General features: G+C 56.3%; 10 protein-coding genes. 6 read left to right on the forward strand and 4 right to left on the reverse strand.

Features of this window, described 5'->3' with window-relative positions; all coding sequences use genetic code 11:
* Nucleotides 1-92: 92 nt before the first annotated feature.
* Both lptG and lptF read right to left on the reverse strand, forming a co-directional pair.
* The gene (lptG, locus tag ABFI50_RS06650) at nt 93-1,175 is read right to left on the reverse strand and encodes an LPS export ABC transporter permease LptG (RefSeq protein WP_014885401.1); all 1,083 of its coding nucleotides are present in this window, start codon (nt 1,173-1,175) and stop codon (nt 93-95) included.
* Nucleotides 1,175-2,275: an LPS export ABC transporter permease LptF gene (gene lptF / locus ABFI50_RS06655; protein WP_014885402.1), complete on the reverse strand. Its 1,101-nt coding sequence runs from the start codon at nt 2,273-2,275 to the stop codon at nt 1,175-1,177. The genes lptG and lptF overlap by 1 nt, the downstream gene beginning before the upstream one ends.
* Before the next feature lie 266 nt (nt 2,276-2,541).
* Between lptF and pepA the strand changes: the two genes are divergently transcribed.
* The 5 genes from pepA to ABFI50_RS06680 all read left to right on the forward strand — a co-directional run bounded on the left by pepA (nt 2,542) and on the right by ABFI50_RS06680 (nt 9,200).
* Nucleotides 2,542-4,053 (forward strand): leucyl aminopeptidase, encoded by a 1,512-nt coding sequence (gene pepA / locus ABFI50_RS06660; protein ID WP_014885403.1) that lies wholly within the window; start codon nt 2,542-2,544, stop codon nt 4,051-4,053.
* A 118-nt stretch (nt 4,054-4,171) separates the two neighbouring features.
* Nucleotides 4,172-4,615 (forward strand): DNA polymerase III subunit chi, encoded by a 444-nt coding sequence (gene holC, locus ABFI50_RS06665; protein ID WP_014885404.1) that lies wholly within the window; start codon nt 4,172-4,174, stop codon nt 4,613-4,615.
* Complete coding sequence (locus ABFI50_RS06670; RefSeq protein ID WP_014885405.1) at nt 4,615-7,470, forward strand: valine--tRNA ligase; 2,856 nt, start codon at nt 4,615-4,617, stop codon at nt 7,468-7,470. Before holC ends, ABFI50_RS06670 begins: the two co-directional genes overlap by 1 nt.
* A 123-nt stretch (nt 7,471-7,593) precedes the next feature.
* Nucleotides 7,594-8,097 (forward strand): GNAT family N-acetyltransferase, encoded by a 504-nt coding sequence (locus ABFI50_RS06675; RefSeq protein WP_047026841.1) that lies wholly within the window; start codon nt 7,594-7,596, stop codon nt 8,095-8,097.
* Nucleotides 8,098-8,180: 83 nt separating this feature from the next.
* Nucleotides 8,181-9,200, forward strand: a complete 1,020-nt coding sequence (locus ABFI50_RS06680; RefSeq protein WP_014885407.1) for an NAD(P)-dependent alcohol dehydrogenase — start codon at nt 8,181-8,183, stop codon at nt 9,198-9,200.
* A 43-nt stretch (nt 9,201-9,243) separates the two neighbouring features.
* Here ABFI50_RS06680 and ABFI50_RS06685 read toward each other — a convergent pair whose 3' ends face one another.
* On the reverse strand, nt 9,244-10,884 hold the full coding sequence (locus ABFI50_RS06685) for a dihydroxyacetone kinase subunit DhaK (protein WP_045134764.1): 1,641 nt from the start codon (nt 10,882-10,884) through the stop codon (nt 9,244-9,246).
* 137 nt (nt 10,885-11,021) lie between these two features.
* On the opposite strand from ABFI50_RS06685, the gene ABFI50_RS06690 reads away from it, so the two are divergent.
* Nucleotides 11,022-12,524, forward strand: coding sequence for a helicase HerA-like C-terminal domain-containing protein (locus tag ABFI50_RS06690; RefSeq protein ID WP_232952268.1), 1,503 nt, complete (start codon nt 11,022-11,024; stop codon nt 12,522-12,524).
* Here the strand turns inward: ABFI50_RS06690 and ABFI50_RS06695 are convergent.
* On the reverse strand, nt 12,504-13,445 hold the full coding sequence (locus ABFI50_RS06695) for a TIGR01212 family radical SAM protein (protein WP_232952313.1): 942 nt from the start codon (nt 13,443-13,445) through the stop codon (nt 12,504-12,506). The genes ABFI50_RS06690 and ABFI50_RS06695 overlap by 21 nt on opposite strands.
* Nucleotides 13,446-14,009: the final 564 nt, after the last annotated feature.

Here is a 14,009-nt window from a genome sequence, read left to right on the forward strand (position 1 = left end):
CGGGGCAGGGCGTTGAAGGTTGTGAGAAAAAGTGCGGGGTGAAACAGGAGATTAGCCTCGCTCCCGGTCAACCGGAAGCGAGGAGAGGTCTGTCAGGAGCGTTTCAAAAGCAGCCAGAGACTGATCAGGAAGAAACTGGCACTCGGCAGCAGCGCGCCAATAATCGGCGGGATACCGTACACCAGCGTCAGCGGTCCGAAGATCTGATCGAGAACGTAGAAGACAAAGCCGAAGCTGATCCCCGTCACCACGCGCACGCCCATCGGTACGCTACGCAGCGGACCGAAGATAAACGACAGCGCCATCAGCATCATTACCGCCACGGACATCGGCTGGAAGATCTTGCTCCACATGTTGAGCTGATAACGTCCGGCATCCTGCCCGCTCGCCTTCAGGTACTTCACATAGTTGTGCAAGCCGCTGATAGAGAGCGCATCAGGATCCAGCGCCACGACGCCGAGTTTATCCGGCGTGAGGTTGGTCTTCCACGTGCCGCTGACGGTCTGCGAACCGGTGATCTGTTTTGGATCGGTCAGGTCAGATTCATCCACCTGCGACAAACGCCACTGCTTATGTTCGGGGTCAAACTTTGCCGAAGAGGCATGTCGTACTGACTCCAGGCGGCGCTGGTCATTGAAGGCGTAGATGCTCACGCCGCCCAGTTCATCATCGCCTTTTACCCGTTCGATGTAGACGAAGTTTTTACCATCTTTCGCCCACAGCCCTTGCTGCGTCGAGAGTAGTGAACCACCGTACATGGCCTGAGCACGATAGTTACGCGCCATCTGCTCGCCCTGCGGTGCCACCCACTCACCAATCGCCATGGTCAACAGCACCAGCGGGATAGCGGTTTTCATCACCGACAGCGCAACCTGCATACGGGTAAAGCCTGAGGCCTGCATCACCACCAGCTCGCTGCGCTGTGCCAGCATGCCCAGCCCGAGGAGTGCCCCCAGCAGGGCCGCCATTGGGAAGAAGATCTGCACATCTTTTGGCACGCTGAGCAGGGTGTACATCCCTGCGCCCAGCGCGTCATAACTGCCCTGCCCGGCTTTTTTCAGCTGGTCGACAAATTTGATAATGCCGGAGAGCGACACCAGCATGAACAACGTCATCATGATGGTGGTAAAAATGGTTTTACCGATATAGCGGTCAAGAACGCCAAACGCCTGCATTAGATGGCTCCTTTACGCGAAAATCGGGCACGTATGCGGCGCACTGGCACCGTATCCCACAGGTTTAATCCCAGCGCCAGTAAGATGTACAAGCTGTTAACGAACCACGTCCAGACCATAGGATCCAACTTACCCTTCGCGCCGTTAGAGCGAATAGAGGTTTGCAGCAGGAAATAGATCAGGTAAAGCAGCATCGCTGGCAGCATAGAGAGCACGCGCCCCTGACGCGGGTTCACCACGCTCAGCGGAACCACAATCAGTGCCATCATAAACACGGTGAATACGAGCGTAATACGCCAGTGGAACTCCGCACGCGCTCTGTCGGTGTCGGTGTTCCACAATGTACGCATATCCATTTGCTCGGTATCCGTCGGATCGAGCGCCACCGCCTGATGGCCGATAATAGCCTGATAGTTCTGGAAATCCGTAATACGGAAGTCGCGCAGCATCGCGGTGCCTTCAAAGCGAGTGCCTTTATTCAGCGTGACAATCTGCGAACCATCTTTACTCTGCGCCAGCTGACCGGAATCTGCCACCACGACGGATGGACGCGCGTTACCTTTAGGTCGCAGCTGGGCCAGGAATACATCGTTGAATTTACTGCCGTCAACGCTCTCAATGAACAGCACAGAGTTACCGTCGGTCGCCTGCTGGAACTGCCCCTGCGCTAACGCCGCCATGCCGGGGTTCGCTTTCGCTTCGGCCAGCACTTCGTCCTGATGACGAGAAGACATGGGGCCCGCCCACATCACATTCACTGCCGCCACGATCCCCGTGAACAGCGCCAGTATCATCGCCGCTTTCACCAGTACGGCTTTGCTCAGGCCACAGGCATGCATCACCGTTATTTCACTCTCGGTGTACAGCTTGCCGAGCGTCATGAGCAGGCCGAGGAAAAGACTCAGCGGCAGGATCAGCTGCGCCATTTCCGGGATCCCTAAACCAAGCAGGGAAAGCACCAGATTCGTTGGAATTTCGCCGTCAACGGCCGCACCGAGGATCTTAACCAGCTTCTGACAGAAAAAAATCAGCAGCAGGATGAAGAGGATCGCCAGTTGGCTTTTGAGCGTCTCCCGCACCAGATATCTTATGATTATCACTTTAAATACGCCCGTAAAAACCCGTCTCTTTGCTGGAAAATCGCTTGTTTCATGGCTTAAACGTCATTTATTCTCTTGAGTCGTCGAAATCATCGCTAAGATTAAAACATCCGGCGGATTCACGCTTCAGGACTTTTTCTGACGTGTCGAAACCGTAGTAACGTAAGATTAACACGAAGTCACCACAACAGCGGACATGAGTTACGAAAGGTTTCAATTCTATCCGTAGCAGCCGCTGTTGTCTTTAAGATTCAGGAGCGTAGTGCATGGAGTTCAGTGTAAAAAGCGGTAGCCCGGAGAAACAGCGGAGTGCCTGCATCGTTGTGGGCGTCTTTGAACCACGCCGACTCTCCCCGATCGCCGAGCAACTCGATAAAATCAGTGACGGCTATATCAGCGCCCTGCTGCGCCGTGGCGAACTGGAAGGCAAACCTGGGCAGACGCTGTTACTGCACCATGTTCCAAACGTCCTGTCAGAGCGTATTCTACTGATTGGCTGCGGCAAAGAGCGCGAGCTGGACGAGCGTCAGTATAAGCAGGTCATTCAGAAAACCATTAATACGCTGAATGATACCGGTTCAATGGAAGCCGTCTGCTTTCTGACCGAGCTGCACGTTAAAGGCCGTAACACTTACTGGAAAGTCCGTCAGGCGGTCGAAACCGCAAAAGAGAGCCTGTACAGCTTCGATCAGCTGAAGACCAATAAAAGCGAGCCGCGTCGTCCGCTGCGTAAAATGGTCTTCAATGTGCCAACCCGTCGCGAACTGACCAGCGGCGAACGCGCTATTCAGCATGGTCTGGCGATTGCCGCCGGTATTAAAGCGGCGAAAGACCTCGGCAACATGCCGCCGAACATCTGTAACGCTGCCTATCTGGCCTCTCAGGCGCGCCAGCTGGCAGACTCCTACAGCAAAAACGTCATCACTCGCGTCATCGGTGAACAGCAGATGAAAGAGCTGGGGATGCACTCCTATCTGGCGGTCGGCAACGGCTCGCAGAACGAATCCTTAATGTCGGTCATCGAATACAAGGGCAACCCGTCCGAAGATGCGCGCCCTGTCGTGCTCGTCGGTAAAGGCCTGACCTTCGACTCCGGCGGCATCTCCATCAAGCCTGCCGAAGGCATGGATGAGATGAAGTACGACATGTGCGGCGCGGCGGCGGTTTACGGCGTGATGCGCATGGTCGCGGAGCTTCAGCTGCCCATTAACGTGATCGGCGTTCTGGCAGGCTGCGAAAACATGCCTGGCGGACGCGCCTATCGTCCGGGTGACGTGCTGACCACGATGTCAGGCCAGACCGTTGAAGTGCTGAACACCGATGCCGAAGGCCGTCTGGTGCTGTGCGACGTGCTGACCTACGTTGAGCGCTTCGAGCCTGAAGCGGTGATTGACGTCGCCACATTGACGGGTGCCTGCGTGATTGCACTGGGCCACCACATCACCGGACTGATGTCGAACCACAATCCGCTGGCGCACGAGCTTATCGGGGCATCTGAACAGGCTGGCGATCGCGCATGGCGTCTGCCGCTGGGTGACGAGTACCAGGAACAGCTGGAGTCTAACTTTGCGGATATGGCGAACATCGGCGGTCGTCCTGGCGGGGCTATCACCGCGGGCTGCTTCCTGGCACGCTTCACCCGCAAGTATAACTGGGCACACCTGGATATCGCGGGTACCGCATGGCGCTCCGGTAAAGCCAAAGGTGCCACCGGCCGTCCGGTGGCGCTGCTGTCGCAGTTCCTGCTCAATCGTGCGGGTTTTAACGGCGACGAGTGATGTAAAACGCCGGGTAGCGGCTTCGCCTTACCCGGCCGACAACGTCGCTCAACCGTAGGCCGGGTAAGCGTAGCGCCACCCGGCTTTGCATTTAAATCCACGACAAGAAGCCCCATATATGAAGAATGCAACGTTCTACCTTCTGGACAACGACACCCATCAGGATGGCCTCAGCGCCGTCGAACAGCTGGTGTGTGACATTGCCGCAGAACGTTGGCGCGCAGGTAAACGCGTTCTGATTGCCTGTGAAGATGAACAGCAGGCGATTCGCCTTGATGAAGCCCTGTGGGCCCGCCCACCGGAGAGTTTTGTCCCGCATAACCTGTCGGGCGAAGGTCCGCGCGGTGGCGCCCCGGTCGAGATCGCCTGGCCACAAAAGCGCAACAGCAGCGCGCGCGATATTCTCATTAGCCTGCGGGCAGACTTTGCAGATTTTGCCACCGCTTTCACAGAAGTGGTAGACTTTGTCCCTTACGAAGAATCTTTGAAACAACTGGCGCGCGAACGCTATAAAGCGTACCGCCTGGCTGGTTTTAACCTGAATACGGCAACCTGGAAATAATGGAAAAGACATATAACCCACGCGATATCGAACAGCCGCTTTACGAGCACTGGGAACAGCAGGGCTATTTCAAGCCTAACGGCGACGAAAGCAAAGAGTCCTTCTGCATCATGATCCCGCCGCCGAACGTCACCGGCAGTTTGCATATGGGACATGCTTTCCAGCAGACCATCATGGACACCATGATCCGCTACCAGCGCATGCAGGGTAAAAACACCCTGTGGCAGGCGGGGACTGACCACGCGGGTATCGCGACCCAGATGGTGGTTGAGCGTAAAATTGCCGCTGAAGAAGGAAAAACCCGCCACGACTACGGTCGCGACGCCTTCATCGACAAAATCTGGCAGTGGAAAGCGGAATCCGGCGGCACCATTACCCGTCAGATGCGCCGCCTCGGCAACTCCGTGGACTGGGAGCGCGAGCGCTTCACCATGGATGAAGGCCTGTCCAATGCCGTGAAAGAAGTTTTCGTCCGTCTGTACAAAGAAGACCTGATTTACCGTGGCAAGCGCCTGGTGAACTGGGATCCGAAACTGCGTACCGCCATCTCTGACCTGGAAGTGGAAAACCGCGAGTCTAAAGGCTCCATGTGGCACATCCGCTATCCGCTGGCCGACGGCGCAAAAACCGCAGACGGTAAAGATTATCTGGTCGTTGCCACCACCCGTCCGGAAACCCTGCTGGGCGATACCGGCGTGGCCGTTAACCCGGAAGATCCGCGTTATAAAGATCTGATCGGCAAATTTGTGGTGCTGCCGCTGGTAAATCGCCGTATTCCGATCGTGGGCGACGAACACGCCGACATGGAAAAAGGCACTGGCTGCGTGAAAATCACTCCGGCGCACGACTTCAACGACTATGAAGTGGGTCGTCGTCACGCCCTGCCAATGATCAACATCCTGACCTTCGACGGTGATATCCGTGAAAGCGCAGAAGTGTACGACACCAAAGGCAACGAATCTGACGTTTACTCCAGCGAGATCCCGGCTGAATTCCAGAAACTGGAACGTTTTGCCGCGCGTAAAGCGATTGTGGCTGCCGTTGACGCACTCGGCCTGCTGGAAGAGATTAAACCTCACGACCTGACCGTGCCGTACGGCGATCGTGGTGGCGTAGTTATCGAGCCAATGCTGACCGACCAGTGGTACGTCCGTGCCGACGTGCTGGCGAAACCGGCGGTGGAAGCGGTTGAAAACGGCAGCATCCAGTTTGTGCCGAAGCAGTACGAAAACATGTACTTCTCCTGGATGCGTGATATTCAGGACTGGTGTATCTCCCGTCAGCTGTGGTGGGGTCACCGCATCCCGGCGTGGTATGACAACGAAGGCAACGTCTACGTTGGCCGCAGCGAAGATGAAGTGCGTCAGGAAAACAACCTGAGCGCTGACGTTGCGCTGCGTCAGGACGAAGACGTACTGGATACCTGGTTCTCTTCCGCGCTGTGGACCTTCTCCACCCTTGGCTGGCCTGAGAACACTGACGCGCTGCGTCAGTTCCACCCAACCAGCGTGATGGTGTCCGGTTTCGACATCATCTTCTTCTGGATTGCGCGCATGATCATGATGACCATGCACTTCATCAAAGACGAAGACGGCAAGCCTCAGGTTCCGTTCCATACCGTCTATATGACCGGTCTGATCCGTGACGATGAAGGCCAGAAGATGTCCAAATCCAAGGGTAACGTTATCGACCCACTGGATATGGTTGACGGTATTTCGCTGGAAGATTTGCTGGAAAAACGTACCGGCAACATGATGCAGCCGCAGCTGGCAGAGAAAATCCGCAAGCGCACCGAGAAGCAGTTCCCGAACGGGATTGAGTCTCACGGTACCGACGCCCTGCGCTTCACCCTGGCGGCGCTGGCCTCGACCGGCCGCGACATCAACTGGGACATGAAGCGTCTGGAAGGTTACCGTAACTTCTGTAACAAGCTGTGGAATGCCAGCCGCTTCGTGCTGATGAACACCGAAGATCAGGATTGCGGCTTCAACGGCGGCGAGATGACCCTGTCCCTGGCGGACCGCTGGATCCTGGCGGAATTCAACCAGACCGTGAAAGCGTTCCGCGAGGCGCTGGACAGCTACCGCTTCGATATCGCAGCGGGCATTCTGTATGAATTCACCTGGAACCAGTTCTGCGACTGGTACCTGGAGCTGGCGAAGCCGGTGATGAACGGCGGTTCTGAAGCGGAGCTGCGCGGCACGCGCAACACGCTGATTACCGTTCTGGAAGGTCTGCTGCGCCTGGCGCATCCGGTCATTCCATTCATTACCGAGACCATCTGGCAGCGCGTGAAGGTGATTGCAGGTATCAATGCCGATACCATCATGCTGCAGCCGTTCCCGGAATTCGATGCTGCGCGCGTTGATGAAGCCGCTGCTGCCGATACCGAATGGCTGAAGCAGGCGATTGTTGCCGTACGTAACGTTCGTGCAGAAATGAACATCGCTCCGAGCAAGCCGCTGGAACTGCTGCTGCGCGGCTGCAGCGAGGCTGCAGTGCGTCGCGTGAACGAGAACAGCACCTTCCTGAAAACGATGGCGCGTCTGGAAAGCATCACCGTACTGCCTGCAGATGACAAAGGTCCGGTTTCCGTGACCAAAATCATCGACGGCGCCGAGCTGCTGATCCCGATGGCAGGCCTGATCGACAAAGATGCTGAGCTGGCGCGTCTGGCGAAAGAAGTGGCGAAAGTCGACGTAGAAATTGGCAAAATCGAAAGCAAACTGGCGAACGAAGGCTTTGTCGCCCGTGCGCCGGAGGCGGTCATTGCCAAAGAGCGTGAGCGTCTGGTTGCCTTCGCAGATGCGAAGACCAAGCTGATTGAGCAGCAGGCGGTTATTGCTGCCCTGTAATGCTTTTACCCCTTACGCTTCAGGGCGTAAGGGGTACCCTTCCTGAAAACTCCTCGCTTGCACTCCCTTTTCTGCGGTGCTATTAACAGCAGTTGTGTGTCAATTTTTGTCATGAGTAATACTATGAGCGTGATTACCCCCGTCGCGACGACGATGCGTCGGATCACTGAGCAGGACAATCCGGCTATTGCCTCCGTTATCCGCACCGTTTCTGCGGAGTATGGGCTGACAGCGGATAAAGGCTATACCGTTGCTGACCCCAATCTTGACGAGCTTTTTCAGCTCTACAGCCAACCGGGCCACGCCTATTGGGTCATTGAGCAGGACGGCCAGGTCGTGGGCGGTGGCGGCGTTGCGCCGCTGAGCTGCAGCGAGCCGGACATCTGTGAGCTACAGAAAATGTATTTCCTGCCGTCCGCTCGCGGACAAGGGCTGGCAAAAAAACTGGCGCAGCTCGCCCTTGATCATGCTCGTACTCAGGGTTTTACGCGCTGTTACCTCGAAACAACCGCCTTCCTCAAAGAGGCCATCGGCCTGTATGAACATCTTGGCTTTGAGCATATCGATGCGCCGCTGGGCTGCACGGGCCACGTCGACTGCGAAGTGAGAATGCTGAAAAATCTGTAAATTTTGTTCCTGCCCCCTTCTGTTAAGCGGCCGTAAACTGAATGCTCTACACTCTCAGTTCACACCACAACGGGGGAAACACGATGTCGAAGATAAAAAGCTACGCCGCACCGCAGGCGGGTGCAGAACTTGAGCTGTACGAATACGATGCGGGCGAACTAAAAGCAGAAGACGTCGAAGTGCAGGTTGATTACTGCGGGATCTGTCACTCGGATCTCTCGATGATCGACAACGAATGGGGCTTCTCGAGCTATCCACTGATTGCCGGGCATGAAGTCATTGGTCGCGTCGCGGCGCTCGGTAGCGCCGCCCAGGACAAAGGGCTGAAGGTCGGCCAGCGCGTAGGTATTGGCTGGACGGCACGCAGCTGCGGTCATTGTGATGCTTGTATCAGCGGCAACCAGATCAACTGCCTTGAAGGCGCGGTGCCAACCATTCTGAACAAAGGCGGATTTGCCGATAAACTGCGTGCCGACTGGCAATGGGTTATCCCCCTGCCGGAGAGCATTGATATTGAATCCGCCGGTCCGCTGCTGTGTGGCGGTATCACCGTCTTTAAACCACTGCTGATGCACCACGTCACTGCGACCAGCCGCGTAGGCGTCATTGGTATTGGCGGCCTGGGACATATTGCCATCAAACTGCTGCACGCAATGGGCTGTGAAGTGACGGCGTTCAGCTCGAACCCGGCAAAAGAACAGGAAGTGCTGGCGATGGGTGCGGATAAAGTGGTGAACAGCCGCGATCCTGAAGCGCTGAAGGCGCTGGCGGGTCAGTTTGATCTGATCATCAACACCGTCAACGTCGATCTCAACTGGCAGCCATACTTTGAAGCGCTGGCCTACGGCGGTAACTTCCACACCGTGGGTGCGGTGATGAAGCCTCTGCCGGTTCCGGCGTTTACCCTGATCGGCGGGGATCGCAGCGTATCCGGTTCCGCAACCGGTACGCCGTACGAGTTGCGCAAGCTGATGAAGTTCGCCGGACGCACCAAAGTGGCGCCCACCACCGAGCTTTATCCGATGTCGAAAATTAACGAAGCTATCCAGCACGTACGCGACGGGAAAGCCCGGTATCGCGTGGTGTTGAAAGCGGATTTTTGATGTGAGTTTGCCGGGTGGCGGCTTCGCCTTACCCGGCCTACTTTTACCGCTGTGCCAATACGTTAAATACTTCTGCCACCGCAACCGCCCCCGGATCCATCACGCCATCCAGGTTCTCTTTGTTCACATACGACGAGCGCCCTGCTCCTGCTTTCTCCATTTTTGCCGTTGCTTCTGCCCCCTGCTGCGCTGCCTGCGCCGCTGCCTGAAGATCATTTTTCTGCAACGCCTCCAGCGCCGGTTGGAGCGCATCGATCAGGGTGCGATCGCCGAGATCCGCGCCACCATACTGCTTCATTTGTGCCAGCCCGCTCAGCAGTGCATCCGGAAGCGATTTTCCGTCATGCAGCTTTTGCCCGGCTGCCGTAAAGAAGATCGACATCAGTACGCCACTCGATCCGCCCATCACCGTTGCCAGCCGCTCCCCTACCAGCAGCAGAAGCTTAGAGACATCATCAAGCGGAAGCGCATGCTCCTCCAGACGCTGCGCAATATCCCGCGCGCCTTGCGCAAAGGTGGAGCCGGTATCGCCGTCGCCCACTTTGGCATCCAGCGCGTTCAGACGATTTTCCAGTTGGATCAGCGTCCTGGCTACCGAGGAGACAGACTTTTCGACCTGTGGGTTTTCCGACGGAGTGTATTCCACGCGGTCATGGATGGCACTATGTGCGACGGTACGCAGTGGCGCAAACGCCACGGGTTTCTGCCAGCCCAGCGTTTCCACCTCTTCATGAAGCGCTTTTTCGAACAGATCGTTGAGCTTCAGCAGCGTCAGCGAAAAACCCTTCATATCCAGGGCGCTTACCAGCGGGGCCGGGCCAATAAGATAAGCAATACTCTCTTTCAGCGCCGAGTGCGCCAGCTCTTTGGTCAGTAACGCCATTTCCAGCGCCGATACGCCACCAAGATTGTTAATCAGCACCGCAAAGCGCCCTTCACCCGCCTGCGCTTTCAGCGGGGTCACCAGCGTGTCGATAATCGCTTTGCTGTTTTGTGTGTCGACAACGGAAGCGCCCGGCTCACCGTGGATCCCCAGCCCCAGCTCGACATGACCCTGCTTAATGCGTCCCTCTTCATCGTCACTGCCCGGCAGGTTGCAGGTTTGCATCGCCACGCCCAGACTCCAGAGGTTATCGCAGGCCTGTTGCGCAATATCCCGCACTTCACTCAACGATTTCCCCTGCTCCGCCGCATAGCCCGCAATCTTATGCACCAGCGCCGTACCGGCAATACCGCGCGGCTGTTTGTTGTCGGGCAGCGCGATATCGTCCGCCACAATCACCATTTCGACCTTCAGCCCGTAACGTTTGGCCTTCTCGGCCGCCAGACCGAAGTTCAGCCGATCGCCGGTGTAATTTTTGACAATCAGCAGACAGCCGCGATCGCCCGTGACCGCGACAATGGCATTCAGCACCGCATCCACGCTCGGCGAGGCAAACAGATCGCCGCAGACGGCAGCCGTCAGCATGCCTTTGCCGACAAACCCGGCATGCGCGGGCTCGTGGCCAGAGCCGCCGCCGGAGATCACCGCCACGCGGCTTTTGTCCCAGTCACCGCGCGCGACAATCCTGATGGCAGGATCAATATCGAGTTTGACGAGATTCGCGTGTGGCGCAGAAAGCAGTATGCCTTCAATGGCATCGTTGACCAGCTGTTTGCGATCGTTAAAGAAGAATCTGGACATAGTTTCCCACTATTTTGTTAACCGTATGCAAAAGCATAGTCCGCGCTGGATAATGCGCCGCAAAGTCAGCAATTTACTCAGCCATTTTGCCGTCAGGTTGCCTATACTCCACCCAGGACTAAGAGAGGAAGCGCATTATGAGTACACCATTGTTAATTGCCCGGACGCTGGAAAAAGAGCTGTATCTGCTGCCCGCGATGGCGAACCGCCACGGCCTGATCACCGGCGCGACCGGGACGGGGAAAACCGTCACCCTGCAGAAGCTGGCGGAGTCGCTTTCAGAGATTGGCGTGCCGGTCTTTATGGCTGACGTGAAAGGCGATTTAACCGGTGTGGCTCAGGAGGGTACCGCCTCTGAAAAATTGCTCGAGCGGCTGAAGAATATTGGCATCACGGACTGGACGCCGCACGGCAACCCGGTGGTGGTATGGGATATCTTCGGTGAGAAAGGCCACCCGGTCCGCGCCACCGTCTCCGACCTCGGCCCGCTGCTGCTCGCCCGTCTGCTTAACCTTAACGATGTCCAGTCCGGGGTACTGAATATTATCTTCCGCATCGCCGATGACCAGGGACTGCTGCTGCTCGATTTCAAAGATCTGCGGGCCATTACCCAGTACATCGGGGATAACGCTAAATCTTTCCAGAACCAGTACGGCAATATCAGCAGCGCTTCTGTCGGCGCGATTCAACGCGGGTTACTGACTCTGGAACAACAGGGTGCCGAACACTTCTTTGGTGAACCGATGCTGGATATCAAAGACTGGATGCGCACCGACAGCAGTGGAAAAGGCATCATCAACATTCTGAGCTCAGAGAAGCTCTACCAGATGCCGAAACTCTACGCCGCCAGCCTGCTGTGGATGCTCTCCGAGCTTTATGAACAGCTGCCCGAAGCGGGTGACCTGGAAAAACCGAAGCTGGTGTTCTTCTTTGACGAAGCGCACCTGCTGTTCAACGACGCCCCACAGGTCTTGCTGGATAAGATTGAACAGGTCATCCGCCTCATCCGTTCCAAAGGCGTCGGCGTCTGGTTTGTCTCGCAAAATCCGTCAGATATCCCCGATAACGTACTCGGGCAGCTCGGCAACCGCGTCCAGCATGCCCTGCGCGCCTTCACGCCAAAGGATCAGAAAGCGGTGAAAGCCGCCGCGCAAACCATGCGTGCGAATCCAGCCTTTGATACCGAAGCCGCCATTCAGGCGCTGGGCACCGGTGAAGCGCTGATATCGTTCCTTGATGCGAAGGGCAGCCCATCCATCGTGGAACGTGCGATGGTGATTGCGCCCTGCTCGCGTATGGGGCCCGTCACTGATGATGAACGTAACGGCCTGATTAACCATTCTCCGGTTTACGGTAAGTACGAAGACGAGGTGGATCGCGAGTCCGCGTTTGAGATGCTGCAAAAAGGCGTGCAGGCAACAACGGAGTCCCAGGATGCCCCTGCCGCAAAAGGGCAGCCCGTCGCCGTAGATGATGGCATTCTCGGTGGACTCAAAGACATTCTGTTTGGCAGCACCGGTCCGCGCGGCGGCAAACGCGACGGCGTGGTGCAAACCATGGCGAAAAGCGCGGCGCGGCAGGTCACCAATCAGATTGTACGCGGCATGCTGGGGAGTTTGTTAGGCGGCCGTCGCCGGTAGACGGGGAACCCACGGGCGCCCCAGCGCCGAACCCTGTACGCCGTTTTCCTGTAGATAGCGGTCAATTTCCACCATTCCCGTCCAGCGGTTCTCACACCAGAGCGGTGCCAGAAGCGTTGGACGGCGGGCGCTGGCCGAGATGCGATGGTAAACAATCTCCGGCGGCGAGTGGCGAATCATCTCCCCCGCGGTCACCGTATAGTCCTCAAGCTCAATACCGCTTAACCGCCCCGCTTGCCAGGCTTTCGCCATAATGCTTCCCGTAACGATGTGTAGCGGATGCAGCTTGATACCGTCCACGCCGGTCTCAACGACCTTTTCCAGCGTCTCCAGGCCGTGCTGCTGCCCTTCGCCAGGGAGACCGACAATCAGGTGTGAACAGACCTTCAACCCACGCGCGCGCGCGAGGCGTGTGGTGCGCTGGTAACAGGCGAAATCATGGCCACGGTTAATGCGGTGCAGGGTTTTGTCATGTGCGGTCTGCAAGCCCAGTTCCAGCCAGATCTCGTAGCCTTGCTCCTTATACTCGCTGAGCAAGTCCAGCACCGCGTCCGGCACACAGTCCGGACGCGTACCGACGCACAACCCTACAATGTTCGCCTGCGTGACTGCCTGCTGATACATGGACCGCAGCACCTGCACTTCCGCCCAGGTACTGGTGTACGCCTGGAAATAGGCCAGATACTGCTTTGCGCGGTTAACCCGGCTGGCCTGATGTGCGAGCTGCTCTGCAATAGATTTATGCTGCTGAGCTTCGTCAGCAAAGGAGGCCACGTTACAGAAAGTGCAGCCACCGCGCCCGATGGTGCCATCGCGATTCGGACAGCTAAAACCGCCGTGCAGCGTCAGCTTGTGAACCTTTTGCCCGTAGCGCTGCAAAAGATCCCCACCAAACATATTGACTAATTTCTGTAACTGCATAATCTGATAGACCGTCCCGAAGAAAGGGGACAAGCCTGCCATTTTTAGCCTCTGTCGGCGATGACCTGGATCAATCGCCCAGGACGGCCTTTATCTATATGAATAAATACTCAAGATTACTGCAGTTTCATTCACACCATCTGTGATTACTTTTCCTTATGTTCTGATTGTTTTTTTCATTTATAGCGCCAGCACTGAAAAACAGTGACTTTATGCGGGTTTATAACCCATGCCAGATTATTGTTCTGCGTTAAAACCACTATTCAGCATGCTACGTTGATAATACCGCTTACATATAGTGAGACAGATCACACTCCGTTGCGGTCTACAAGGGCTTTTAATCAATGTAAAAATAGTTAAATACCCTTTACTTACAAATACATAGCCACTCTTTAGCACATTTTTGGATAAATAAGATTGCCATTTGACCTGTGTACCAATTCCCGATAAGTTGGAAATCCGCTGGAAGCTTTCTGGATGAGCGGCCTGCTCATCATATTTATGCAGTAATTGAGATTCCCTCTGAAGCAAGTCCTCAAACTTGTTTACCTGCGCGAAAGGATG

This window comes from Enterobacter sp. HNDS-6 (assembly GCF_039850505.1).
In the GTDB taxonomy this organism is placed as follows: Bacteria; Pseudomonadota; Gammaproteobacteria; order Enterobacterales; family Enterobacteriaceae; genus Enterobacter; species Enterobacter kobei.